The 25,003-nt window shown below is 72.8% G+C and carries 21 protein-coding genes; 7 read left to right on the forward strand and 14 right to left on the reverse strand.

Annotated elements, in window-relative coordinates:
• Positions 1-46 precede the first annotated feature (46 nt).
• From OG447_RS07490 to OG447_RS07530, 9 genes are all read right to left on the reverse strand, one after another.
• Positions 47-1,147 carry a TrkA family potassium uptake protein gene (locus tag OG447_RS07490; RefSeq protein WP_266935666.1) on the reverse strand — a complete coding sequence of 367 codons (1,101 nt, stop codon included), beginning with the start codon at positions 1,145-1,147 and terminating at the stop codon, positions 47-49.
• On the reverse strand, positions 1,135-2,430 hold the full coding sequence (locus OG447_RS07495) for a molybdopterin molybdotransferase MoeA (RefSeq protein WP_266935668.1): 1,296 nt from the start codon (positions 2,428-2,430) through the stop codon (positions 1,135-1,137). Before OG447_RS07495 ends, OG447_RS07490 begins: the two co-directional genes overlap by 13 nt.
• Positions 2,427-3,293, reverse strand: a complete 867-nt coding sequence (locus OG447_RS07500) for an NTP transferase domain-containing protein (RefSeq protein ID WP_266935669.1) — start codon at positions 3,291-3,293, stop codon at positions 2,427-2,429. Before OG447_RS07500 ends, OG447_RS07495 begins: the two co-directional genes overlap by 4 nt.
• A gap of 234 nt (positions 3,294-3,527) precedes the next feature.
• A complete protein-coding gene (locus OG447_RS07505; protein WP_266935670.1) occupies positions 3,528-4,064 on the reverse strand; it encodes a bacterial proteasome activator family protein in 537 nt (178 codons plus the stop codon).
• 96 nt (positions 4,065-4,160) lie between these two features.
• On the reverse strand, positions 4,161-6,995 hold the full coding sequence (locus OG447_RS07510; protein WP_266935671.1) for an FtsX-like permease family protein: 2,835 nt from the start codon (positions 6,993-6,995) through the stop codon (positions 4,161-4,163).
• A complete protein-coding gene (locus OG447_RS07515; protein ID WP_266935673.1) occupies positions 6,992-7,738 on the reverse strand; it encodes an ABC transporter ATP-binding protein in 747 nt (248 codons plus the stop codon). Before OG447_RS07515 ends, OG447_RS07510 begins: the two co-directional genes overlap by 4 nt.
• Before the next feature lie 25 nt (positions 7,739-7,763).
• Positions 7,764-8,432 carry a PadR family transcriptional regulator gene (locus tag OG447_RS07520; protein WP_266935674.1) on the reverse strand — a complete coding sequence of 223 codons (669 nt, stop codon included), beginning with the start codon at positions 8,430-8,432 and terminating at the stop codon, positions 7,764-7,766.
• A 173-nt stretch (positions 8,433-8,605) separates the two neighbouring features.
• The gene (locus OG447_RS07525; protein WP_266935675.1) at positions 8,606-9,064 is read right to left on the reverse strand and encodes a hypothetical protein; all 459 of its coding nucleotides are present in this window, start codon (positions 9,062-9,064) and stop codon (positions 8,606-8,608) included.
• 198 nt (positions 9,065-9,262) lie between these two features.
• Positions 9,263-10,933: a protein kinase gene (locus tag OG447_RS07530; RefSeq protein ID WP_266935676.1), complete on the reverse strand. Its 1,671-nt coding sequence runs from the start codon at positions 10,931-10,933 to the stop codon at positions 9,263-9,265.
• A 206-nt stretch (positions 10,934-11,139) separates the two neighbouring features.
• Between OG447_RS07530 and OG447_RS07535 the strand changes: the two genes are divergently transcribed.
• On the forward strand, positions 11,140-12,747 hold the full coding sequence (locus OG447_RS07535; RefSeq protein ID WP_266935678.1) for a protein kinase: 1,608 nt from the start codon (positions 11,140-11,142) through the stop codon (positions 12,745-12,747).
• An 82-nt stretch (positions 12,748-12,829) separates the two neighbouring features.
• Here the strand turns inward: OG447_RS07535 and OG447_RS07540 are convergent, their stop codons facing one another.
• Both OG447_RS07540 and OG447_RS07545 read right to left on the reverse strand, forming a co-directional pair.
• Positions 12,830-13,246, reverse strand: coding sequence for a pyridoxamine 5'-phosphate oxidase family protein (locus OG447_RS07540; protein ID WP_266935680.1), 417 nt, complete (start codon positions 13,244-13,246; stop codon positions 12,830-12,832).
• 169 nt (positions 13,247-13,415) lie between these two features.
• Positions 13,416-14,075: a response regulator transcription factor gene (locus OG447_RS07545; RefSeq protein WP_266935681.1), complete on the reverse strand. Its 660-nt coding sequence runs from the start codon at positions 14,073-14,075 to the stop codon at positions 13,416-13,418.
• 325 nt (positions 14,076-14,400) lie between these two features.
• On the opposite strand from OG447_RS07545, the gene pdhA reads away from it, so the two are divergent.
• From pdhA to OG447_RS07565, 4 genes are all read left to right on the forward strand, one after another.
• Positions 14,401-15,600, forward strand: a complete 1,200-nt coding sequence (pdhA, locus tag OG447_RS07550; protein WP_266935683.1) for a pyruvate dehydrogenase (acetyl-transferring) E1 component subunit alpha — start codon at positions 14,401-14,403, stop codon at positions 15,598-15,600.
• A gap of 5 nt (positions 15,601-15,605) precedes the next feature.
• Positions 15,606-16,586, forward strand: a complete 981-nt coding sequence (locus OG447_RS07555; RefSeq protein WP_266935684.1) for an alpha-ketoacid dehydrogenase subunit beta — start codon at positions 15,606-15,608, stop codon at positions 16,584-16,586.
• 12 nt (positions 16,587-16,598) lie between these two features.
• On the forward strand, positions 16,599-18,038 hold the full coding sequence (locus tag OG447_RS07560; protein ID WP_266935685.1) for a dihydrolipoamide acetyltransferase family protein: 1,440 nt from the start codon (positions 16,599-16,601) through the stop codon (positions 18,036-18,038).
• 135 nt (positions 18,039-18,173) lie between these two features.
• A complete protein-coding gene (locus OG447_RS07565; RefSeq protein ID WP_266935687.1) occupies positions 18,174-19,103 on the forward strand; it encodes a GNAT family N-acetyltransferase in 930 nt (309 codons plus the stop codon).
• 524 nt (positions 19,104-19,627) lie between these two features.
• On the opposite strand, the gene OG447_RS07570 is transcribed toward OG447_RS07565, so the two are convergent.
• Positions 19,628-20,038, reverse strand: coding sequence for a PPOX class F420-dependent oxidoreductase (locus OG447_RS07570; protein WP_266935689.1), 411 nt, complete (start codon positions 20,036-20,038; stop codon positions 19,628-19,630).
• 75 nt (positions 20,039-20,113) lie between these two features.
• On the reverse strand, positions 20,114-21,319 hold the full coding sequence (locus OG447_RS07575) for a DUF1266 domain-containing protein (protein ID WP_266935690.1): 1,206 nt from the start codon (positions 21,317-21,319) through the stop codon (positions 20,114-20,116).
• Positions 21,320-21,523: 204 nt separating this feature from the next.
• Between OG447_RS07575 and OG447_RS07580 the strand changes: the two genes are divergently transcribed.
• On the forward strand, positions 21,524-23,437 hold the full coding sequence (locus OG447_RS07580; protein ID WP_266935691.1) for a C1 family peptidase: 1,914 nt from the start codon (positions 21,524-21,526) through the stop codon (positions 23,435-23,437).
• A 29-nt stretch (positions 23,438-23,466) separates the two neighbouring features.
• Positions 23,467-23,772: a protease inhibitor I42 family protein gene (locus tag OG447_RS07585; RefSeq protein ID WP_266935692.1), complete on the forward strand. Its 306-nt coding sequence runs from the start codon at positions 23,467-23,469 to the stop codon at positions 23,770-23,772.
• Here the strand turns inward: OG447_RS07585 and OG447_RS07590 are convergent.
• Positions 23,765-24,943 (reverse strand): DUF418 domain-containing protein, encoded by a 1,179-nt coding sequence (locus OG447_RS07590; RefSeq protein ID WP_266935693.1) that lies wholly within the window; start codon positions 24,941-24,943, stop codon positions 23,765-23,767. The two genes, OG447_RS07585 and OG447_RS07590, sit on opposite strands and share 8 nt — an antisense overlap.
• Positions 24,944-25,003 lie beyond the last annotated feature (60 nt).

The following is a 25,003-nucleotide window of genomic DNA, read 5'->3' on the forward strand; positions in this document are numbered from 1 at the left end:
CAGCCCCGCGGAAGACAGCGTCCGCCACGGTTCCCGCCGCTCGCGCCTATTCGGCGGGTCCCAGCGTGACCGGCGCCGAATGCGGCGGAACGGCCCGCACGATGGTGATGAGACGGTCCGTCAGCTGCAACGGGCTGGCGTGCGGGTCGTCGTAGGGCAGCAGCCGGTGCCCGCGCAGGACGCTCACCACCAGGTCGCCGGTCTCCCGTACGGATTTGCCGGCCTCCGCCCTGGTGACGGGGCGTTCGATGAGGTCGAGGCCGCTGCCCTGCTGGATCAGGTCCTCCATCACGGTGCCCGCGCTCGGGCTGATGACCGAGAGGCCCAGCAGCCGTCCGGCGGCGCTCGCGCTCGTGATGACCGCGTCCGCGCCCGACTGGCGCAGCAGCGGGGCGTTCTCCTCCTCGCGGACCGCGGCGACGATCTTCGCCCCGCGGTTGAGCTGGCGTGCTGTCAGGGTGACCAGGACCGCGGTGTCGTCCCGCTGGGTGGCGATGACGATCTGACGGGCCTTCTGGAGCTCGGCACGGAGCAGGACGTCGGAGCGGGTGGCGTCGCCGACCACTCCGGTGAACCCCTCCGCGGTGGCCGTGTCGATGACCTTGGCGCTGGGGTCGACGATGACGACCTGGTCCTTGGAGAGGCCGGTGGCCAGCAGTGTCTGCAGGGCCGAGCGGCCCTTGGTGCCGAAGCCGACGACGACCGTGTGCTCACGCAAGTTCTTCCTCCAGCGCTTCAGGCGCCACTCTTCCCTCGTCCGCTCCGTGAGGACTTCCAGGGTGGTACCGACCAGGATGATCAGGAACAGCACGCGCAGCGGGGTGATCAGCAGGATGTTGATCAGCCGCGCACTGTCGCTGTACGGGACGATGTCGCCGTAGCCGGTCGTCGACAGGGTGACGGTGGCGTAATAGAAGCAGTCGAGGAGATCGACCGTCTCGTTGGCGTTGTCGTGATAGCCGTCGCGGTCGAGCCAGACGATGAGGACCGTCAGGAAGAGCACGGACAGGGCCATCAGCAGGCGCTTGGTGACCTGCTTCAGCGGATGCTCGACGACGCGCTTGGGCAGTTTGATGCGCCGGGAGACGAGTTTCTCGTCGGCGTCGCGGGCCATGGCGTCCTGGCCGTGAAGTTTCACGTGAAACATCCCCCCGAAGCCCACGGCAGATCCAGGATCTCCAGCTCCTGCCCGGACCGTGCGCCGTGCGGCGGTACGACGGCCAGCGCGTCGGCGGCCGCCACGCCGCGCAGCATCGCGGGACCGTTGTAGCGCAGCGGCACCGCGTGCTCGTCGGTCAGCAGGACCGGGACCAGCCGGGTGTCCTGCGGGTGGCCGGGTACGTCGCCCTGCACGGCCGCCGTGTACCGGGGGCGCCTGCGGCGGCCGGCGAGGGCGCGCAGCAGCGGGTCGGCGAGGGTCAGCAGCCCGGAAACGGCGGCCAGGGGGTTCCCCGGCAGGCCCACGACGTGCCTGCCGTCCGGGCGGCTGCCGATGCGGGCCAGCAGCATCGGGTGCCCGGGGCGCACCTCCACCCCGTCGACCAGCAGGTCGGCGCCGGCCCGGCGCAGTACGGGGTGGACGTGGTCGACGGGGCCGGAGGCGGTGCCGCCGGTGGTGACGACGACGTCGGCCGTGGAGGTGGTGAACACCTCCAGCAGGGCTTCGGCTCCGGCGGGGTCGTCGCCGAGCCGCCGGGTGCCGATGACCTCGGCACCGAGGCGGGTGAGCCAGGGGCCGAGCATGGGGCTCAGGGCGTCCCGGATCAGCCCGTCGTGCGGGCGGCCCTCGGTGAGCAGTTCGTCGCCGAGCACCACGATCTCCACGCGGGGCCGGGGCCGGGTGCTCAGCTCGTCGTACCCGGCGGCCGCGGCGAGGCCGAGCACGGCCGGGGTGACCAGGGAGCCGGCGGGCAGCAGCAGGTCGCCGGAGCGGCATTCCTGGCCGCGCGGGCGGATGTCCTGGCCGGTGAGGACCGGCAGGTCGGCGAAGAGCTGGGTGCCGGCCTCGTGGCAGTGCTCGCTGCGGATCACGGCGGTGGCGTCGGCGGGGATCCTGGCGCCGGTGGCGATCGGTACGGCCTCGCCGTCCGCGAGGGGGTCGGGCAGGGCGGAGCCGGCGAGGACCTGCCGGCCGGTGCGGACACTCCACGGGCCGGGACCGGCGACCGCCCAGCCGTCCATGGCGGAGGTGTCGAAGGAGGGCAGGTCGGTCAGGGCCTCCAGGGGGGCGGTCAGGACCTCGCCGAGGGCGTCCGCGAGCGGGACCCGGTGGGTACGGGCCCGCACCCCGGCCCCGGCGTGGGCGGCCGTCTCCCGGGCCCGTGGCCAGGAGGCGGTGCGGTGGCCGCCCGCCCCGCCGCCGCCTTCGGGGGCGCGGCTGACCAGGGCCAGAGCCTGTTCCAGGGCGTGCTCGGCGTCGGTGCGGGTCATCCGGAGCCGTTCTCTCGGGCGTCGGCCTCCGCTTCGGCCGCCCAGCGCAGCGCCAGGTCGGCGGCCTTGCGGGAGGCCTCGGCGACGGCCTGGGCGGGGTCGGCGCCGGTGGCTTCGGCTTGGGCGGCCGCGTAGCCGACCAGGAAGGTGGTCAGCGGGGCGGCGGGCCGGGCGACGCCGTGGGCGGCGTCACGGGCCAGGTCGAGCAGGGTCTTGGTGTCGACGGTGAGGTCGATGCCGAGCTCCGCCTTGACTGCGGTGATCCATTGGTCCAACACGGTTCCATGCTCTCTGATCCGGGCGCGGGCGACGGCAAGGTCGTCCCAGGTGTCGCAGTCGAAGGAGGCGAGTGGCGCAGCGCCCGTCACCCTGGTCAGGCCCAGTTCGGCGGTGAGGGCGCGCAGGGGGAGCCCGCCGAGGCTGCCGTGCTCGGTGGCGAGCAGGGCGATCTCCCTGCGCAGGGGCTCGGCCCGGTAGGCGGCGACCAGGGGCTGGTCCCGCCCGTCGGCGTCCCGCAGCAGGGCACCGTCGGCCTGGCCGGCCCCGTCCAGCAGGGCCCGTACGGTGTCCCGGTCCAGGAAGGGCAGGTCCGCCGAGAGTACGAGGACCAGCTCGGCCGTCGTGTGGCGCAGCCCGGCGTCCAGCGCGGCGAGGGGGCCGCCGCCGGGCGGGTCCTCACGGGCCCATCGCACCGGGCGGGCGGTGGGCCTGCGGCCGCCGACGACTACGGTCGTCCGGGCGTTGGCGCAGGCGTCGAGGACCCTGTCGAGGAGGGTCCGGCCGCCGACCCGCAGGGCGGGTTTGTCCGCCCCGCCGAGTCGCTGCGCGGCGCCGCCGGCCAGCACGATGGCGTCGTAGCTCATGTCCCTGAGTATGCGGGGCCATGTCCCCTGCGGGGAGCCCTACTTATCTGCGGCTTAGGCCGGGCGTTGTGGGGTGCCGGGTGCGGCGTCGTTGTCGGGGCTCCGCCCCGGGCCCCGCGCCTCAAACGCCGGCGGGGCTGGGTTTGGCTTCGCCTGGGCGTCGGCGGGGCTGGGGTGTGAGGGCGGGCCCGGGCTGGTGGGCTCGGGCCCGCTTTTTTGGCTGACCGCCGGAGGCTAGAGGTAGGGGCCCGAGCGGATCGCGCCGTGGCCGCCGTCCTCGTCGTCGTGGGGGGCGCCGGGCGGGAGGGCGCGGCGCATCTGTTCCAGCTGGGCCCGCGCCGCCATCTGCTGCGCGAACAGGGCCGTTTGGATGCCGTGGAAGAGGCCTTCCAGCCAGCCCACCAACTGCGCCTGGGCGATGCGCAGTTCCGCCTCGGAGGGAATGGCCTCCTCGGTGAAGGGGAGGGACAGGCGCTCCAGTTCCTCCACCAGCTCCGGGGCCAGACCGTCCTCCAGCTCCTTCACCGACGCGGCGTGGATGTCCTTGAGCCGGACCCGGCTCGCCTCGTCGAGAGGCGCGGCACGTACCTCTTCCAGGAGTTGCTTGATCATGCTGCCGATCCGCATGACCTTGGCAGGCTGTTCGACCATCTCCGTCACCGGGACCTCGCGCGACTCGTCATCGGCGCCGCCGACCGCCGTCCCGTCCTGTCCCACGATCAGGACGTTCGGGGGGCTGTCCTGCGACCGTTCACTCCTCGGCATCTCCATGCCGTCATTGTCTCGCACACCTTCGTACTCACACGGTGTGCCCCCGTACAGGCGTGATCCACCCTGTACGGGGGCACCAGCATGGGCCGTCCCGGACTAGCCGGCCGCCCGCCGCGCCAGCGCTCCGCTGGACCGGGTGACCAGGGCGGCCAGCAGCGCCGCACCCAGCGGGACGACGATCAGCAGACCGCCGAGGGTCTCCCACGGAACCGCGATCGGCACGTAGACCTCGGGGCCCGCGGCCTCGTACCCCATCGCCACGGCCCGGTCGAGGAACCGTTCCGTCTCGCGGGCCGTGGCGAGCCGGAGTCCGACCGCCGGCAGGATGCCCGCCGCCGAGCCCAGGATGACGCCCATCAGGGCGATCACCCCGCACTGGAAGCCGCTCAGCGTGCGCCGCACCCGCGGGGGAGCGCCGACCGCGGCGAGCGTCTTCAGGTCGGCCTCGGCGTCGGCCTGGGCGAGGCCGGTGGCGATGCCGGCCGCGCCGATGGTGACCAGGCCCGCGAAGAGGGTCAGGGCGAGCAACTCGATGCTGTTGTCGCCCTGGTAGCCCTGCTCGATCATGATTTTGGCGTCCACGCCCATCTGGTCGAGCGCCCCGTCCAGCCGCTGGCGCTGCTCGCTGTCCGGAGCGCCGTCGAGGGCGAAGAACGAACCGAACGCGGCCGTCGTCAGCCCGGCGGACCGGGCGGCCGTGGGCGGCAGGATCAGCTCAACGCCCCAGCCCTCGACGCTGTCGGGCGCCTGATAGACCGGCAGGACCTTGTCCTCGCCCGGAACCTCCTCACCCTTGCTGCGGATGTCGGCCGCGTCGGGGTCGGTGATGAGCCGGATGGTGACCTTGTCGTCCTTGACGTTCTGCTTGCTGAAGGAGACCGCCTTGCCCGACTTCAGCGCGGAGACGGCGCCGGGGTCGGTCACGGCCAGCGCGGTCAGCAGTTTCTCGTCGGAGACCAGCACCGTGTTCTCCATGTAGTGCTCGGTCTGCGCGCAGCGCCAGTCCTTGCGCAGCTCCTTGGCCCGCTCGGGCGTGAAGTCGTCGTACCCGCCCGGGGAGTCGTACAGCGGGCAGCGCTGCTCCTTGGGCTGGATGATCTCGGCCCGTCCGCAGCCCGTGTCGCTGGAGTACGTGTCGCAGCCCGGCCGGCCGACCACGATCCGGTCCACGTCGGCCCGTACGGACAGGGAGAACTCCTTGGACAGGGCCTCGCGTACGGCGGGGACCTCCTTGTGGGCGCTGTTGTCGGATACGGCCACCATCCCGTGCAGGCCGGGCAGGTCTGCGGTGTACTCGTGGCGGGCCTGGATCTCACTGCTGTGCTGGTACGTCGCCACCGCGACGGTGCCGGCCACGGCGGCCAGCACGGCGGCCACGGCGGGTGCCGTACGCCCCCGGTTGCGCACGGCGTCGCGCAGGGCGAGCCGCGGCGACAGCGGCATCCAGCGTCCGATCCGCCCGAACAGGCCGACCAGGACCGGGGTGAGGGCGACGACGCCCAGCTCGGCGATGGCGCTGCCACCCGCGACGGCCAGCGTGCCCATGTCGGAGACGGTGCCGTACAGGGCGATGGCGGCGCCGCCCGCGACGGCGATCAGGCCGATGACGGGCAGGACCCGGTTGGCGCGCCGGACGCCGCGGCGGCCGGTGAGGGAGGCCAGGACGGTCTGCCGCGAGGCGGTGACGGCCGGGACGATCGCGGCCAGCAGGCCGGTGACCACGGCGAGCAGGCCGATGGCCAGCAGTTCCAGCGGCCGGACGTCGAACCCGCCCCAGCGCAGGCCCAGGTACCCCTCCAGCAGCGGCCGCAGGGCCATGGTGAGGGCGATGCCGATGACGGTGCCGACGACGGCGGCCGCGGCGCCGATGACCAGGCCGCCGGAGAGCACGATGGCCCGGATGTGCCGCCGGTCGCCGCCGTTGGCGCCGACCAGCCCGAGCTGGCGGCGCGAGCGCCGGGCGCCGACCGCGAAGGCGGGCCCCGCGAGCAGGCAGATCTCCAGCATGGCGAGGCCGACGACGGTGGCCAGGATCGCCATCTCCAGGGTGCGGGTCTCGCCCGTGGAGGGCCGCTGCGGCTCCTGTGCGTACAGCGGCACCTCGGAGTCGGCGGGCTTGTCGAGGATGACCGCGCGGGAGATGACCATGGCGCCCTTGGCGTTGGCCTCCTTGACCATGTTCCACGTGAAACCGTCGCCGCCGACCGTCACGAGGTACGTGTGCTCGGCCCGCACCCCGGGCACGTCGATGGCCCGCAGGGCCTTGTCGACCGGAGTGAGCAGCGTCCCGGGCGGGGCGATGACCTGTACCTCTCCCAGCGCGTTCGGCAGTTCGTAGGCGCCGACGATCCGGTAGGAGGCGTCCATCCCGCGTACCGAGACGCGGGAGCCGACGAAGTAGCCGGACTGCTCCAGGAAGGCATTGGTGGCGATGATCTCGCCCGCCGCATCCGGCAGCCGGCCCCGGTCGAGCGTGAACCGGCCCTTCACCAGCGGGCTGCGCACGTCGACTTCCCGCAGGGCGGTCTCCAGGAGACCGTGCGTGGTGCGGAGTTTGGCGCTGCCGATGCTGTCCTTGACGACCTGGGCGCCGGCCGGGAGCATCTGCGGGACGTCCACCCGCATCTTCTCGGCGGGCGGCTCGTACTTCTCGTAGCCGCCGACCGGCGCGAAGTTGTCGCCGTTGGGGGTCTGGTAGATCGGCCCCCCCAGCGAGGAGACGCTGACTTCCGCGTCGGCGGTGCCGAGGCGGCGTTCGAGGTCCTCGGCGGTGGAGAGCTGGGCGCTGCGCATGGTGAGGTCGGCGGCGCTCACGCCGACGATGGGCAGGGCGATCATCGCGAGGACGAGGATGCTGCGGCCCTTGGCGCGCCAGGCGTCGCGGCGGGCTATGCGGATCGCCGCGATCCAGGAGTGGTACCAGGAGATCACTGACCGGCCGCCCGCCCCGAGAGCAGGGAGTCGGCCTGGCTGCGCAGGGTCTCGTCGACCACGCTGCCGTCGCGCAGGAAGACCACGCGGTCCGCCCAGGCGGCGAAGCGCGGCTCGTGCGTGACGAGGACCCCGGCCGCGCCGGCGTCGCAGCGGGAGCGCAGCAGGGCGAGGACGGATTCGCCGGTCTCGGAGTCGAGGGCGCCGGTGGGCTCGTCGGCGAGGACCAGGCGGCGGTCGCCGACGAGGGCGCGGGCGATGGCCACGCGCTGCTGCTGGCCGCCGGACATCTCGTCGGGGAAGCGGTCGGCGAGCTGTCCCAGGCCCATCTCCTCCAGTGCGGCGAGCGCGGCGGTGCGGGCCTTGCGGGCGGAGGTGCCGTCGAGTTCCAGGGGCAGGGCCACGTTCTCGGCGGCGGTGAGGGCCGGGATCAGGTTGTAGTCCTGGAAGACGTACCCGATGCTGCGGCGGCGCAGCGCGGCGAGCTGCTTGCGGCCGGCCGTGGTGATGTCGGTGCCCTCGACGACGACCCGGCCGCTGGTGGGCGTGTCCAGTCCGCCGGCGAGGGTGAGCAGCGTGGACTTGCCGGAGCCGGAGGGGCCCATGACGGCGACGAGTTCGCCGGGGAAGACGGAGAGGTTGATGCCGCGCAGGGCGTTCACCTCGGTGGCACCGCTGCCGTGGGTGCGGACGAGCTGGTCCAACTGGAGCACGGGTTGCTGGGCATGGCGCAGGTCAGGCATGAAGGGTCCCCCCTGGGAAGGTGGTTCAGCCCCGCCGCGTGCGGGCGGTACGGGGCGGGGTGGTGGTCGTAGGGGCCGGGACGGGGTCGTCGGCTTCGGCTTCGGTTCCGGCGGCCTGGGGCGGTCCGGGTGCGGCTCTCCGGTCGGCCGGCAGGGAGAGCCGGACGAGCCGGGCTTCGCAGTGGTCGAGCCAGCGGGCCTCGGCCTCGGTCTGGAAGATCAGCTGCTCCAGGACCAGCAGCCAGGCCACGTCGTCGCGTTCGCGGCTCTGTCCGCTCTCGATCGCGGTGAGGGCCTGGGCCTTGAGCCGGGTGTAGTCCTGCATCGCCTTGATCGTGGCGTGCCGCTGGGACTGGATGACGGCGCGGATGTCCACGCCGGGGGCGCCCACGGCCATGGCGAGCTTGATGGACAGCTCGTCACGGGGCGGGTTGGCGCGGTCGACCGGGCGCTCGTACCACTGGTGCAGTTCGGCGCGGCCGTGGTCGGTGATGGCGTAGAGGGTGTGCCCGGCGGTGTCCTCGCCGCCCGGGGCGACGAGCCCGTCGCGCTCCAGGCGGGCGAGGGTGGTGTACACCTGCCCGACGTTGAGCGGCCAGGTGGAGCCGGTGCGGGATTCGAACTCGGTGCGCAGCTGGGAGCCGTACCGAGGACCCCGTTCCAGCAGGGCGAGAAGGCCGTGGCGGATCGACATACTCAGTATGTATACCGAGTATGCCCCTGGTGGCAACCGCCTCCGGTCGTACATCCCGAGGGGGAGGAGCCTGTCCCCGTCCGCCTGGAGTCGGTCCCGGGGTGGTCCCGGGGTGGTCCCGGGGCGGTCCCGGGGCAGCCCGAGGGTGGCCCCGAGGCGGTCCGCGGGCGGGGTCAGATGCCCTTGCGCAGCCGCATGCCGAGGTAGCCGAGCCCGATTCCCATCAGGGCGAATCCGGTGCCGAGGGGCAGTATGTGCGCGGCCAGGTCGGCGGCCCGCTCGTTCGGCTCGGTCCCGAGCGCGGTCACCGCGCGGGGCGTGGCCGTCGCCGTGGCGACGGCCGTGGGTACGGGGCTCGGCGGGCGGGGCGGTGCGACGGGCTCGGTGCGCGGGCGCGGGCGCAGCGGGCGGGCGGCCGCCACCGCCTCCGGGTTCGGGGGTTCGGCGGCCGGGCGCCCCGGCCGCTCGCGCCCCGCTCCGGCGGCGCTGCCGGCCAGGTCCGGGTGCCCGTCGTCGTCTTCCCGTACGGCGGCTGAGGGCGCGGCCGAGACGGCGGACGCGGCGGGCGTGAGCGCCGCGGCGGCCAGTACGGCACAGGCCAGCCAGCGCGACGGGCGGAAGCCTTGGATCACGGGGAGCCCTTCCCGTTCCGAGCGGCCGGGTACGCGCTGGAGACAGCGGTACGAGCTCAGATTTACATAAGGGCGCAAATGCGGCATCCCGGGCACTCCATGAGAGTGCCCGGGATGCCGGTCTGGCTCAGTCGGCGGCTCGGCCGGCCGCGCGGTCGACGGCTCCCGCCGCGCCGCGCCGCCCTGGCCCGGGCCGTCCTAGCCCGGGTTGCCCGTCGACACGGTCAGCGTGTACTCCGTGCCCTCTTTGTCGATCTTGGCGCCGGGCGCCGGCGACTGCTCCAGCACCGTGTCCTGGCCGTACACGGCCTCGTCCTTCTCCAGGATCTTGTACTTGCCGGCGGAGGCCTGGATGCAGGCCTTCACGGAGAGCAGGTTCTTGTACCGGAAGTCCGGCGCCTGGTACTTCGTCGCGTCGTTGAAGTCCTTCGTCGGGTCCTTGCACTTCGCGGGGTCGATCGTGCGCGTGGTGTCCGGGCCCTTGTGGCTGGGCTGGGCCGAGCCGGGCGCCGACGCCGACGCGCCGGGGCCCGCCGTCTCGTCCTTCTTGTCCTTGTCGTTGCCGTTCATCGAGATCGCGGCGATCAGACCGCCGATGGCCAGCAGCGCCACCGCGATCGCGCCCACGACCACCGGCGTGTTCTTCCGCGAGCCCGTGCCCCCGCCCCCGCCCGCGATGGTGGGGGACGCGCCGTGCGCGGCCGGGGAGATCGTGTACGGCGGCGGGGTCTGCGGCGCGTACTGCTGCTGCGGCAGGGGGGTGTGCTGCTGCGGCGGGTAGGCGTAGCCGCCCTGGGCGTGGTGCTGCGGCGGGGGCGTCGGCGCGTACGGGGACGGCGCCGGGGTCTGCGGGGCCTGGTAGGGCTGCTGCACGGAATGCGGCGGCGGCGCCTGGAAGCCCGAGTCCACGGGCGGGAACACGGCCGAGCCCACGCCCGCCCCGCTGCTCACCGGCCCGATGCCCTGGACGATGACCGGAGCCCCGGTCTGCCCGGCCGAAAGCACCCGCGCGACCTCGTCCCGCATGGCCGCGGCCGTCGGGAAGCGCTCGTTCGGGTTCTTCCGCAGGGCCCGCGCCACCAGCGCGTCCATCGCGGGGGTCACCGACCGGTTGATGGAGGACGGCGCGACCGGCTCCTCCTGCACGTGCGCGTAGGCGATGGCCAGCGGGGAGTCGGCGTCGAACGGGATCCGGCCGGTCAGCAGCTGGAAGAGCATGATGCCGACCGAGTACAGGTCGGAACGGGCGTCGACGCCGCGCCCCAGCGCCTGCTCGGGCGACAGGTACTGCGGGGTGCCGACGACCATGCCGGTCTGGGTCATCGAGGTGACCCCGGACTGCATGGCGCGGGCGATGCCGAAGTCCATCACCTTGACCACGCCGCGCTTGGTCATCATGACGTTGCCGGGCTTGATGTCGCGGTGGACGAGCCCCATCTCGTGGCTGGTGTCCAGCGCGGCCAGCACGTCGGCCGTCACCTTCAGGGCCTTCTCCGCGGGCATCGCCCCGTACTGCCGGATGTCCGCCTGGAGCGCGGAGCCGAGCGGCTGCCCCTCCACGTACTCCATCACGATGTACGGCATGACCGAGCCGTCGAACTCGTCCTCACCCGTATCGAAGACCGAGACGATGTTGGTGTGCGACAGTTTGGCTACAGCCTGCGCCTCGCGGCGGAACCGCTCGCGGAAGGACTGTTCGCGGCCCAGTTCGGTGTGCAGGGTTTTGATCGCTACCTGACGGTCCAGCGCGGTGTCGTACGCGAGGTACACGGCGGCCATGCCGCCCTCACCGAGCAAATCCCGTAGCTGGTAACGGCCACGGGCCAGGGAACCGCCTGCGTACCGGCCCTGAGTGCCGTCCTGGCTCATGACTCTTGCTTCCCCTCGCCATGCTTATGTCGGGCCCAGTCTGCCGGAGGGCAAGCACACGTCAAGCCAGGTGCCCTTTCCGTGACCACGGGTCCACCGGGCGTCAGCTCCGAACGGCGAGCGGTTCCGAGGCTGTAGCGTTCACCGGAACACCACGAAGAGCACTACCGCTGAGCGGCGGCCGAGAGAGACGACGGCGAGGACTGATGGCACCCGAACCCGAGGCAGGCGGCGCCGGGATGGCCGAGGACCCTTCGCACTGGGGCGCCGGCGGCCTGGTGGGCGACGGCCGTTACCGGCTGACCCACCGACTGGGCCGTGGCGGCATGGCCGAGGTGTTCGCCGCCGAGGACGTACGCCTGGGCCGCACCGTCGCCGTGAAGCTGCTGCGCGCCGACCTCGCCGAGGACCCAATCTCCAAGGCGCGCTTCACCCGCGAGGCACAGTCCGTCGCCGGGCTGAACCACCACGCCGTCGTCGCCGTGTACGACTCGGGCGAGGACCGGGTCGGCCCCAACACCGTGCCGTACATCGTGATGGAGCTGGTCGAGGGCCGCACCATCCGCGAACTGCTGGTGAGCGCCGAGGCCCCGGGCCCCGAGCAGGCGCTGATCATCGTCTCCGGCGTGCTGGAGGCCCTCGCGTACTCGCACCAGCACGGCATCGTGCACCGCGACATCAAGCCAGCGAACGTCATCATCACCGAGACCGGCGCCGTCAAGGTGATGGACTTCGGCATCGCCCGCGCCCTGCACGGCGTGCAGTCGACGATGACTCAGACCGGCATGGTCATGGGAACCCCGCAGTACCTGTCGCCCGAACAGGCCCTCGGCAAGGCCGTGGACCACCGTTCCGACCTGTACGCGACCGGCTGCCTGCTGTACGAACTGCTCGCGCTGCGGCCCCCGTTCACCGGCGAGACCCCGCTGTCGGTGGTCTACCAGCACGTCCAGGACGTGCCCGTGCCGCCCTCGCAGCTGCCCGAGGGCCACCACATCCCGCAGGAGCTCGACGGTCTGGTCATGCGCTCCCTCGCCAAGGACCCGGACGACCGGTTCCAGAGCGCGGAGGAGATGCGCGGGCTGGTCCAGTACGCGCTCCAGATGCTGCACGACCAGGGTCCGAACACGGGCACCTGGAACACCGGCCCGGTCACCATGTCCCTGCCGCACGGGCGCGGCCCCGCCACGACCTCGGCCATGCCCGCGGGCGGGAACGGCGGACAGCAGCAGTACCCCTCGCACGCCACGACCTCGCAGTTCCAGCAGCCGATGGTGCCGCCGCTGAACCCGGACGACGGCTCGGCCTTCCCCGGCGGCGGCGGTCACGGCGGCCAGGGCGGCGGCAACGGCGGCAGGTACGACGGCTACGACAACGGCGGCGGGAGCAGCCGCTGGAAGATGTGGCTGTTCGCGGTGCTGGCGGTCATCGCGGTCGCCGCGGGCGCGGCCTACGCCATCAGCCAGGTGGGCGGCGGCAAGCAGAAGGACCCCACCGACACCCCCTCGACCAGCCAGAGCGCGCCCACCGGCCAGCCGAGCACCCCCGGGGCCCCGGAGACCACGCCGGCGAGCCGCACCCCGGACAACACGCAGACGTGGAGCGAGCCCCCCGCCACGTCGACCCGCACCCGGCAGCCGACCTTCACCCCGTCGACCTCGCCGTCGACCTCGCCGTCCACGTCACCGTCGGCGTCGACGTCCTCCTCGCCGTCGACGAAGCCCTCGACGACGCCGCCGCAGACGACGCCGCCGGTGACCAAGCCGGTGACCAAGCCGCCCACGGACCCAGTCGGGCTCTCGGACGAGGAATGAGACAGCAGGACGGGCCCGGCGGAAAGCAATTCCGCCGGGCCCGTTCCCGTACGCGCGCTGTTCTTATGTGAAAGAACTCCCGTCAGAGTGCGTGCTGGTACTGCCGGTCCGCATTCCCGGCGAGCGAGTGCACCGTGACGAACTGGGGTTCGACGCGCATGTAGACGGGGTCGAAGACCGCACCGTCCACGAAATGCGGACCAGGCCCGAAGAGTTCCAGTTCGGCCGTGGTCGGTTCGACGATGCGCGCGGTGCCGGTGAACTGGACCGACCACAGGTGCGGGTCCCGGGAATTGAAGTTGTCGGCCCCGTAGGCCACGACACTGCCGTTGCACGCCTGGTGGTAGCCGAATCCCGCGTGCATTCTCAGGACGACCATGCCGTCCACCACGATGTGGCGGGCGAGCGCGAGGAAGGGCAGCGCGCGCATGCTCGTGGCCACCCGGCCGTACGGCACCCGGCGCAGCAGTTCGATGGCGTGGAGTTCCTCTGGGGACATGTCCCCCACTGTCGCCGCCGGGACCGCGCCGGGAAAGAGGAGCCCGCCCCGATGATCTGGGACGTTGGTCCCGAATGAAACGGCGTAGGAGTAAAACGGCGTAAGACCGGTCCTGGTCCGCCGGTCCGCCGGTCCGCCGGTCCGGGCTGCGCGTGCCCGGACGCCGCTGCTAGCGCTTCTCCGCCTGGAGGCGGGCCACGTACGCGGCGGCCTGCGAGCGGCGCTCCATGCCCAGCTTGGACAGCAGGCTGGATACGTAGTTCTTGATCGTCTTCTCCGCCAGGTGCAGCCGCTCGCCGATCACGCGGTTGGTCAGGCCCTCGCCGATCAGGTCGAGGATCTTCCGCTCCTGCTCGGTGAGGTGCGAGAGGCGGTCGTCGCCCCTGCCGTTCTTGCCGTCCCGCAGCCGCTCCAGCACCCGGGCGGTGGCCACCGGGTCCAGCAGCGACCTGCCGGCCGCGACGTCACGTACGGCGCTGAGCAGCTCGTTGCCGCGGATCGCCTTGAGGACGTAGCCCGAGGCACCCGCCATGATCGCGTCGAACAGCGCCTCGTCGTCGACGAACGAGGTCAGCATCAGGCATTTGACGTCCTCGTCCTGGGAGCGCACCTCGCGGCAGACCTCCACCCCGCTGCCGTCCGGGAGGCGGACGTCGAGCACCGCCACGTCAGGGCGGGTGGCCGGGATCCGGACCAGTGCGTCGGCCGCGGTACCGGCCTCGCCGACGATCTCGATGTCCTCTTCGACCGACAAGAGCTCGTGGACGCCCCGACGTACCACTTCGTGGTCGTCTAGGAGGAATACCTTGATTTTTCCGTCTTCGCGCACAGATTCAGTTTCACACACTCACCCCTTCCCTGCCGCAGTTGACCGGGATAACGTGCCGTTGTTCCGGCCCCCTGCAAGGCTGTGACCAGTGGTTGTTCCCGCCTGCTCGAATTTACTTGGAAATCCAAGCAAACGTGCAGGTCAACTGGGGTTTCGCAGTTATGCGGCGCACTGGGTAACGTGCATTGCGCAGGGCACTCGCCGGGGCACCTGTCACGCCTGAATCCCGTACGCGACGCGCACACACCCCGTGCGCGGGTACGGATTCGGGTGAGCCGCACTGGACCCCGGAGAACCCGGGTGCCGGACCGACGGAGGAGCACACGTGACCGTGGAGAGCACTGCCGCGCGCAAGCCGCGACGCAGCAGCGGCACCAAGCGGACGGCCGGCGCGACGAGCGCCGGCAAGACCGCCGCTGCCACCGCGCAGACGCAGGACGCTGAACCTCAGCTCGTACAGCTGCTGACGCCCGAAGGGGACCGGGTCGATAGCGCGGAGAACGCGGAATTCGCCCCCTTCGTCGCCGACATCACCACCGACGACCTGCGCGGGCTGTACCGCGACATGGTCCTGACCCGCCGTTTCGACGGTGAGGCGACTGCCCTCCAGCGCCAGGGCGAGCTGGGCCTGTGGGCCTCGCTGCTCGGCCAGGAGGCCGCCCAGATCGGCTCCGGCCGGGCCCTGAACGACGACGACTACGTCTTCCCGACCTACCGTGAACACGGTGTGGCCTGGTGCCGCGGAGTCGACCCGACCAACCTGCTCGGCATGTTCCGCGGTGTGAACCACGGCGGCTGGGACCCCAACACCAACAACTTCCACCTGTACACGATCGTCATCGGCTCGCAGACGCTGCACGCGACCGGTTACGCCATGGGAGTGGCCAAGGACGGCGCCGACAGCGCGGTCATCGCCTACTTCGGCGACGGCGCGTCCAGCCAGGGCGACGTCGCCGAGGCGTTCACCTTCTCGGCGGTCTACAACTCCCCCGTGGTGTTCTTCTGCCAGAACAACCAGTGGGCGATCTCCGAGCCGACCGAGCGCCAGATGCGCGTGCCGCTGTACCAGCGCGCGCAGGGCTTCGGCTTCCCCGGCGTCCGCGTGGACGGCAACGACGTGCTGGCCTGCCTGGCCGTGACCCGCTGGGCCCTGGACCGGGCGCGCCGCGGCGAGGGCCCGACCCTGGTCGAGGCGTTCACGTACCGCATGGGCGCGCACACCACCTCCGACGACCCGACGAAGTACCGGCGGGACGAGGAGACGGCGGCCTGGGAGGCGAAGGACCCGATCCTGCGCCTGAAGACCCACCTGCTGGCCACCGGGGGCGCCGACGAGGCGTTCTTCGCGGAGCTGGAGGCGGAGAGCGAGGCGATGGGCAAGCGCGTGCGCGAGGCCGTACGCGCCATGCCCGACCCGGACACCATGGCGATCTTCGAGAACGTCTACGCGGACGGGCACGCGCTCGTCGACGAGGAGCGCGCGCAGTTCGCCGCCTACCTCGCGTCCTTCGAGGGTGGGGAGTGACCACCATGGCCATCGAGAAGATGTCTATCGCGAAGGCGCTCAACGAGTCCTTGCGCAAGGCCCTGGAGACGGACCCGAAGGTCCTGATCATGGGTGAGGACGTGGGCAAGCTGGGCGGTGTCTTCCGGATCACCGACGGCCTGCAGAAGGACTTCGGCGAGGAGCGGGTCATCGACACCCCGCTCGCGGAGTCCGGCATCGTCGGTACGGCGATCGGGCTCGCGCTGCGCGGCTACCGCCCCGTCGTCGAGATCCAGTTCGACGGGTTCGTCTTCCCCGCGTACGACCAGATCGTCACGCAGCTCGCGAAGATGCACGCGCGGGCCCTCGGCAAGATCAAGATGCCGGTCGTCGTGCGCATCCCCTACGCGGGCGGCATCGGCGCGGTCGAGCACCACAGCGAGTCCCCGGAAGCGCTCTTCGCGCACGTGCCGGGCCTCAAGGTGGTCTCGCCGTCGAACGCGAGCGACGCGTACTGGATGCTCCAGCAGGCGATCCTCAGCGACGACCCGGTGATCTTCTTCGAGCCGAAGCGGCGCTACTGGGACAAGGGCGAGGTGGACGTCGAGGCCATCCCCTACCAGCTGCACAAGGCGCGCGTGGCGCGCGAGGGCTCCGACATCACCCTGGCCGCCTACGGTCCGATGGTGAAGGTCTGCCTGGAGGCCGCGGCCGCCGCCGCCGAGGAGGGCAAGTCGGTGGAGGTCATCGACCTGCGGTCGATGTCCCCGGTCGACTTCGACGGGATCCAGGCCTCCGTGGAGAAGACCCGCCGGCTCGTGGTCGTCCACGAGGCGCCGACCTTCCTCGGTATGGGCTCGGAGATCGCCGCTCGCATCACGGAGCGGTGCTTCTACCACCTGGAGGCCCCGGTGCTGCGTGTGGGCGGTTTCCACGCCCCGTACCCGCCGGCCCGCCTGGAGGACGAGTACCTGCCGGGCCTGGACAGGGTGCTCGACGCCGTCGACCGCTCGCTGGCGTACTGAGGAGCCACGTTCATGACCATCCGCGAATTCAAGATGCCCGACGTGGGCGAGGGCCTCACCGAGGCCGAGATCCTCAAGTGGTACGTCCAGCCGGGTGACACCGTCACCGACGGCCAGGTCGTCTGCGAGGTCGAGACGGCCAAGGCCGCGGTGGAGCTGCCGATCCCCTTCGACGGCGTCGTGCACGCACTCCTCTTCGAGGAGGGCACCACGGTCGACGTCGGCCAGGTCATCATCTCGGTCCGGACCGAGGCGGGAGACGCCGCCGAGGCGGCCCCGGTCCAGGAGGCGGCTCCGGCCGCCGCCGAGGCGGAGGAGGAGCCCGCACCGGCGGCCCGTCAGCCCGTGCTGGTCGGCTACGGGGTCTCCACGGCCTCCACGAAGCGCCGCCCGCGCAAGGCCCCGGCGGGCACGGCCGCGCAGAACGGCACGGCCGCCCCGGCGGTTCCGGCCGCCGCACCGGCCCCGGCGGCCCCCGCTGTTCCCGCTCAGCAGAACGGGAACGGGCAGGCCGTCGAGGAGCGTCCGCTGGCCAAGCCGCCGGTGCGCAAGCTCGCCAAGGACCTCGGGATCGACCTGGCCTCGGTGGTCCCCACCGGCGACGGCGGGATCGTGACCCGCGAGGACGTGCACGCGGCAGCCGCCGCGGCGCTCGCCCCGCAGACCGTGGCCGCCCCGGCCCAGGCGGCTCCGGCCGCCGCACCGGCCCCGGTGGCCGCGCAGGCTCCGGCCGCCGCGGTCGAGCCGGCGGCGCGGGAGACCCGTATCCCGGTCAAGGGCGTCCGCAAGGTCACCGCCCAGGCCATGGTGGGCTCCGCCTTCACCGCGCCGCACGTCACCGAGTTCATCACCTTCGACGTGACCCGCACGATGAAGCTGGTCCAGGAGCTCAAGGCCGACCCGGACCTCGCGGGGCTGCGGATCAACCCGCTGCTCCTCATCGCCAAGGCCGTGCTGGTGGCCGTCCGCCGCAACCCGGACGTCAACGCGTCCTGGGACGAGGCGGCCCAGGAGATCGTGCTCAAGCACTACGTCAACCTGGGCATCGCCGCGGCCACCCCCAGGGGGCTGATCGTCCCGAACATCAAGGACGCGCACGCCAAGACCCTGCCCGAGCTGTCCGAGGCCCTGTCCTCGCTGGTCGCCACGGCCCGCGAAGGCAAGACCTCCCCGGCCGACATGCAGAATGGCACCCTCACCATCACCAACGTCGGCGTCTTCGGCGTCGACACCGGTACGCCCATCCTGAACCCCGGCGAGTCCGCGATCCTCGCGGTCGGTGCGATCAAGCTCCAGCCGTGGGTCCACAAGGGCAAGGTGAAGGCACGGCAGGTCACCACCCTGGCCCTGTCGTTCGACCACCGTCTCATCGACGGGGAGCTCGGTTCCCGGTTCCTGGCCGACATCGCCGCGGTCCTGGAACACCCGCGCCGCCTGATCACCTGGTCGTGACGCGGTACGACGCACCATCCGACGGCCGGTCCCGTACCACGGGGCCGGCCGTCGGCCGTCGGGCCGGAGGTCCCGGGACCTCCGGCCCGACCGAAATCCATGGCCTGAGATGTGACTTCATGTGATCATCGCCGGATGCGTTTTCGTGCTGCCACCGCAGACCCCGCCGACCTCGACCGCGCCGCCGCCTACCCGGCCGACGGCCCCGTCGCCGCCCTGACCGCCGAGAAGATCCGCGAGGAACTCGCCGCCGGCCAGTTCCGCCCCGAGTGGACCTGGTTCGCCGAGGACGAGGACGGCGAGGTCCTGGCCCGTGCCCTGTGGTGGGGCCGCGCCGACAGCGAGCGGCCCATCGCCCTCGACTGCCTCCAGGTCCGGGCCTCCGTGACCGACCCGGCGGGCCTCGCCGCCGGCCTGCTCGCCGCCGGGCACGCCGCCTTCGGCGCGCTCCCGCTCTACAACCTCTCCCTGCCCCGCGACTGGCGCACCCGCCCGGACCTGGCCGAAGCCGTCGCCTGGCGCCAGGAGGCCGCGGCCCGGACCGGGCTGACGCGCGAGATCGAGCGCCTGCGCTACGAGTGGACCCCCGCGGCCGGCACCGCCGCCCCCACCGGCCGGCTCGTCTTCCGCGAGGGCACCGACGAGGAGTTCCTGGACGCCTTCGTCCGGCTCTCCCACGGCAGCCTCGACGAGCACACCCGGACCGAACTGCGCTCGATGGACGCCGAGGAACTGGCCCGGGACGACATCGCCTTCTACCGCGACTGCCCCGGCGAGCGCTCCTGGTGGCGGCTGGCCCACCTGCCCGACGGCACCCTGGCCGGCCTGGCCCTCCCCTCCGCGACCCCCTACCACCGGAACGTCGGCTACCTGGGCGTCGTACCGGAGCAGCGCGGCCGCGGCCTGATCGACGAGATCCTGGCCGAGATCACCCGCTTCCACGCCACCGGGGGCGCCGAACGCATCACGGCGACCACGGACACCGTCAACGTCCCGATGGCCGCCGCCTTCGGCCGGGCCGGCTACGAGGTCACCGAGATCCGCCTCGTCCTGGAGGCTGCCTGAACCGGGCCCTCTGGGGCTCCGCCCCAGACCCCGCGCCTCAAACGCCGGCGGGGCTGGATTTGGCCCTGGCTGCGCCGGGTGCCCTGCGGGCGGCTCGGCCGGGGCCTGGTTGGTGGGGTCGGTCCGCGGGGCCGCTCCGGGTTGTCTCCTCGGCTCGCGCACTGAGCCTGATCCGACGTCCTCGGCCCGGGTTGCGCGCTCGTCCTGCGGGGACACCCCTGCGCGTCCCCACTCCCCTCCACCACGAGTCCCGCGAAACTGCCCAGCCTGGCAGGGTTTCACTTCCGGAGCCTGGGCGTGGGGCGGGGTCGCGCAGGAGAGTCCCCGCAGGACGAGCGCGCAACCCAGGCCGGACATGCGTAGCCGGGGCTAAGTGCGCGAGCCGAGGAGACGCTCCGGAGCGGCCCCGACCCACACCCGAAGCCGAACCCAGCCCCGCCGGCGTTTGAGGCGCGGGGTCCGGGGCGGAGCCCCGTGCAACGGCGCCGCACAGGCCAAGCCCCGGCCAAGCCCCCCCGGCAGACCTAGCGGGCCGCGTTGCCCAGGACCTTGACCGGGGTGATGCGGACGACCACGCGGACGTCCTCCGGCGGGGCCGCGGCGTAGTCCTTGCCCGCGCCCGGGCCCGCGTACTCCTCGGCGATGCGGACGGCGACCGCGCGCCCGGCGTCCTCGGTGACGGTGGCGGTTCCGCGGATCTCCGCGTAGAGGAAGGGATTGGCGAGGTCGAAGACGGTCAGGCCGACCCGTCCGTCCCGGACGATGTTGCGTTCCTTGCGGCGGCCCTGCTCCGTGGAGATCAGCACGTCGCCGCCGTCCCGGGTGACCCAGACCACCGAACTCTGGGGACTGCCGTCGGGGTTGATGGTCGCCAGCACCGCCGGATGCGGGGCGTCGAGCAGCTGGCGTACGGTCTCGTTCAGCTCAACAGTCATGGCGGCGAGGCTAGTCGGGGCGGCCGCGGGAGCGCCGCCGGTTTCCGGCCGCGCCCGCCGACTACCCGAGGTCGGTCATTTCCAGCTGATGTTGAGCCAGGGGCTGGCGGGGTCCGTGGTCAGCGTGAGGTGGGCGTCGAGGGCGCCCGCGTACCACTCGCCGAACTCCTCCTCGTCGAAGTGCAGGCACCGGCCGAGGACGTACCCGGCGGAGAACTCCGCCCAGGACCGGTACGTCTGACGGGCCGATTCCCCCGCGCGCAGGACGGCCCGCTCCGCCTCGTGGAGGGTGCCGTAGCGGGTGCCGAGGCCCCAGCGGGCCATTTGCGAGGCCCGGCCGTGGTCCCAGCCCTCCACCGAGCGGACCCAGCCCTCCTCGGGGAGGAGGCCGTCGGCCCGGAAGCGCTGCTCGTAGCGGGTGATCCGGCCGATGAGCCGCTTGACCCCGGCGATCTCGCCCTCCACCTCGGCGGTCGGGCGCGGCTGCGCGAGGGTGACCCCGTCGGGGGTCAGCTGCGGTTCGGCGGAGCGTTCGGCGTTGCGGCGCAGGCTGGCCTCGGCCGCGTGCCGCCAGTGCTCGATGTCGACGGGCCCGGCGAAGTCGGAGGCGAGGACGCGGCGGACGCGGAGCGCGTACTCCCAGACGGGGCTGACCATCCCGGCGTTCAGCAGCTGCTCCAGCGTGGCGAGCCAGCCGGGCCGGTCGGTGATGCCCCAGCCCTTGTGGAGGCGCCGGCGCTCGTGGTGGTAGCCGGAGCCGTGGTAGGCGAGGGAGTTCCAGAACTCCCCGTTGGTCACGGCGAGATGGCCGCCTATGGCGAGGCCGTGGGCGATGGGCCCGTGGAGCGGGCCGCCGGTGAAGAGGGCGTGGACCTTGCCCTCGGGCAGCCCGTGGGAGGCGACGGCCTCGCCCTGCGCGCGCCAGCGGGCCAGGTCGGCGGGGGTGGTGGTGAGGTAGGCCTCGGCGGGGGTGCCCGGGTTCACGGCCAGGAAGGCGGGATCGGCGGGGGTCCACACCTTGCCGAACCAGCCGAGGCTCTGGGACTCGTAGACCGTCTCCGGTACGGGCGCGGGCAGCATCCCGGCGGTGTGGACGACCAGGGCGTTGCCCGGGGTGGGGTAGAAGCGCACCGTGTCGGGGTCGGCGTCGGCCTGCACGCGGGGCTGCGCCAGGAAGAGCTGGGCCCGGGCGAGGGCGCCGAGGTACGCGGACCAGTCGCCGGCGCTCCTGGCCTCGTACAGCTCTCTCTCGACGGCGCTCGGTGCGATCCAGGTCCCCATGTGGGGACCCTATACGGGCGGCCCGGCCCGCCGTCCGCCGACCGGACAACCGGGCGGAACCGGTCCGGCCCGCCCCGTACGGCGCCGGGTACGGCCGTACGCCCCCGTGCCACCACGCGACCGTCCGGACCCCCTTGACGCGCCCCACCCGCGGGGAGACGCTCCCGGGGCTCGGAAGCGAACGGTTGCAGCTGGGGGGCCGCCATGCCGGAGGAGTCTGTCCAGACCGCGGGGGAGCTACGGGCGCGGCTCGTGGCACTGGGGGCGCGGTGGTCGGTACTGGAACACCTGGCCGACGGGGAGCCGGTGCCGCGGCCCTCGCTCGGTCTGGAGCCCGGGGCGAACCTGACGCCGGCCGCCGCGGTCGGACCGGTGGACCTGCGGGCGCTCCTGGGGCGGGAGAGCGCCAATCCGGACCTCACCCGGCGCCGGGCGGCGCACGGTTTCCTTCCTGCGCCGGCGGGTGAGGCCCCGTCCCGCCCGCCGGCCGCCGCGGCCCGGCCCGCGGCCGTGGACTGGCGCGCCCGCTGGGGCCGGCCCTGGATCACCAAGGTGAAGGACCAGAACCCCTGCGGTTCCTGCTGGGCCTTCGGCGCCGCCGCGCTGGTGGAGTCCATGGCCCGCATCGAGCACGGGGTCTGGGCCGAGCGGTCCGAGGGGGACGTGCACGACGGGATGAAGTGCCCCTGCGGGCAGGGCGGCGACCCGGAGTCCGCCCTCGACTGGATCGCGGCGAACGGCGGGCTCGCCGACCCGGACTGCTGGCCGTACAGCGTCCCGCCCGCCGGTCTGCCCGCCGCGCGCCGCGACGCCTGGCGCGCCGAGTACACGCCCAGCTGGGACCGCTCGGGCCGCACCGTGCGGATCACCGGCTACGTACGGCTCGGCGACGTGGAGCAGCAGAAGGTCTGGCTGGACACGGTCGGCCCGCTGACCGCCTGCTTCGACGTGTACGAGGACTTCTTCGGCCTGGGTTCCGGGGTCTACCACCGCACCAGCGAACGTCTCGCGGGCGGCCACTGCGTGCTGGTCGTCGGCTACGACGACGCGGCCGGCTGCTGGCTGTTCAAGAACTCGTGGGGGACGGGCTACCACGTCGGCGGCTACGGGCGGATCGCCTACGGCGAGGCGAACATCGACTACTGGGCCAAGTGCGGCCTGCGCGGCACCAACATCGATCCGTGGAGCAAGCGCCGCCTGCACGCGGGCAACGTCTACGAGAGCGGCAACGGCCGCGCCCACCGCAACTTCGAGCTCCTCGCCACCACCGGCGGCGGCCGCCTCCAGCACTGGTGGCGCGACGGCGACGCCCCCTTCCCGTGGGCCCGCGCCCGCGCCTTCGCGCACGACGCCTCCGGCCAGCCCGCCTTCACCGGGACCACCTACAACCGGAACATGGAGTCCCTGCACGTCACCACCGGCGGCCGGCTGCGCCACTGGTACTACGAGCAGTCCGGCGGCGCCTGGCGCGACGGCGGCGCCTTCGGTCCGGGTGACGCGGCCGTCGGCTCGACCCCGGCCTTCATCCAGAGCGACTACGGCAAGCCGGGCAATTTCGAGGTGGTCGTCCGGACCGCCGACGGGCGCCTGAACCACTGGTGGCGGATCAACGGCGCCCCCTGGACCTGGAACGACGGCGGCCGCTTCGCCTCCGGCATCGCCCACTACGGCCCCGCGCTGGTGCAGACCCGCGGCCGCCGCCTCGACCTCGTCGCCGCCCGCGCGGACGGCCGTATGCAGCTGTGGTGGCGCGACGACCCGGACGGCTTCGCCTGGCGCGCCGGGGAGGTCTTCGGCGGCGCGGCGGCCGCGACCTCCGCGCCCTGCCTGATCGAGGCGCAGCACGGCGCCGCGGACGAGGACACCGCCGGGAACTACGAGCTGTGCGTGGCCGTCGACGGCGGGCGGGTCGAGCACTGGTGGCGGGGGAACGCGGCCGGCTGCGCCTGGAGCCGTGGCGCCGTCTTCGGACACGACGTGCTCGCGGTCACCGGGATGCTCCAGGGCAGCTTCGGGTTCAACCTGGAAGTCGTCGTCCTGCGCACCGACCGCCGGCTCCAGCACTACTGGCGCGACGGCGCGGGCTGGCACGAGGGGCCGGTCATCGGCCCCGTCTGAGGGACCGGCGCGAAGGTGGGCGGTGGCAGGTGGAGGTACGGAACGTCGTGCTCGGCCCGGGGGAGTCGTACGCGCTGCGCCTGACCGGGCGCGGGGCCCGCGGGTACGTGTGGACCTGGCAGGTCACCGGGAACACGGACGCGGTGGCGGTGACCGAGGAGGCCGCGGAGCCCGGTTCCGGCGGGGTGGTCCCCGGGGCGCCGGTGGAGCGGACGTATACCGTCCGGGGCCGCTCCCCGGGAGGGCGGGCCCGGATCCGGTTCGCGCAGGTCCGGCCGCCCTATCCGCAGGAGGCCCCGTACGACGAGTTCGTGCTGGACGTGGAGGTCACCTGAGCGCCCACCGCTGTACGGCTTCCAGCGGGCCCCGGTCGAAGCGGCGCAGCCACAGCCACGACCCGGCGGCCAGGGCCAGGGCCACTGCGGCCCACAGCCCCATCACCCACCAGGGGCCGGTCCCGGCCAGCCGCTGGGTCAGGCCCAGCCCGATGCCGTAGCAGAGCAGCATGCAGAGCAGGTTCTGGGTGACGTAGCAGGTCAGGGCGGTGCGGCCGACCGAGCTGAGGGCGGTGGTGACGGGCCGCGGGATCCACAGCCGGTCCAGGGCGACGCCGATCAGGCCGATGTAGCCGACGGCGACGAGCGGCGCGGCGCCGTAGCGGCCCAGGGCGAAGAAGTCGTCGCCGCCGAGGGCGGTCGCGGTGTTCAGGGGCAGGCCGAGGCCGAGGCCCCAGACGGCCATCCGGGACCGGATGCGGCGGCCCGCGTCGCCGGCGGTGAAGGCGCCCGCGCGGTGGAGGCGGACGCCGAGGAGGAAGAGGAAGACGAGCAGGCCGAAGGAGAAGACCGGCTCGATGCGCAGCACGGGGAGGTTCTCCAGCCGGAAGGCGATCTGGGACAGGTAGCCGCCGTGCGCGTACAGCTCGACGGCGGCCGTGTCCGGCCCCTTCGGTGTGCCGTCACCGGACTGGGTCACGGAAGCCAGCGTCACCAGGGAGACCAGGGTCAGGTGCACGGCGGCGGCCGTCCACATGGCGCGCCTGCGGACCTTCTCGGAGCGGGCCAGCAGCCAGGCGACGAGGAGGGCGGTGACGGCGTAGCCCATCAGCACGTCCCAGGCGAAGACGAGCAGGAAGTGGACGGTGCCTTCGAGGAAGAGGAAGGCGGCGCGCCGCCAGTAGCGGCCGGGCCAGGGATCGCCGCGACGGGCGGCGGAGTCGTACTGGATGGCCAGGCCCACGCCGAACAGGACCGTCAGCAGGGCCAGGAACTTGCCGTCGGCGAGGAAGCGGAAGACGCTCTCGGCGAGGTTCGCGGCGGAGGGGTCGGCGACGGGGTCGGGGGTGGCGAGGCCGCCCTGGAGCACGCCCCACTCCGAGCCGGGCGAGGCGAAGATCCAGACGTTGGTCATGAGCGTGCCGAGGATGGCGGCGCCGCGCAGGACGTCGAGGAGCGGGAGCCGGGAGGTCGTACGGTTCACGGGGAGGGTGGTCATGGTGTCGGCCATGACTTCAGCGTCCCGGCCCGCGGGGCGGTGCACGTCGTGCCGGTGGACGAAGCCGCGGTA

Origin of the sequence: Streptomyces sp. NBC_01408 (assembly GCF_026340255.1) — a bacterium.
Lineage (GTDB): Bacteria > Actinomycetota > Actinomycetes > Streptomycetales > Streptomycetaceae > Streptomyces.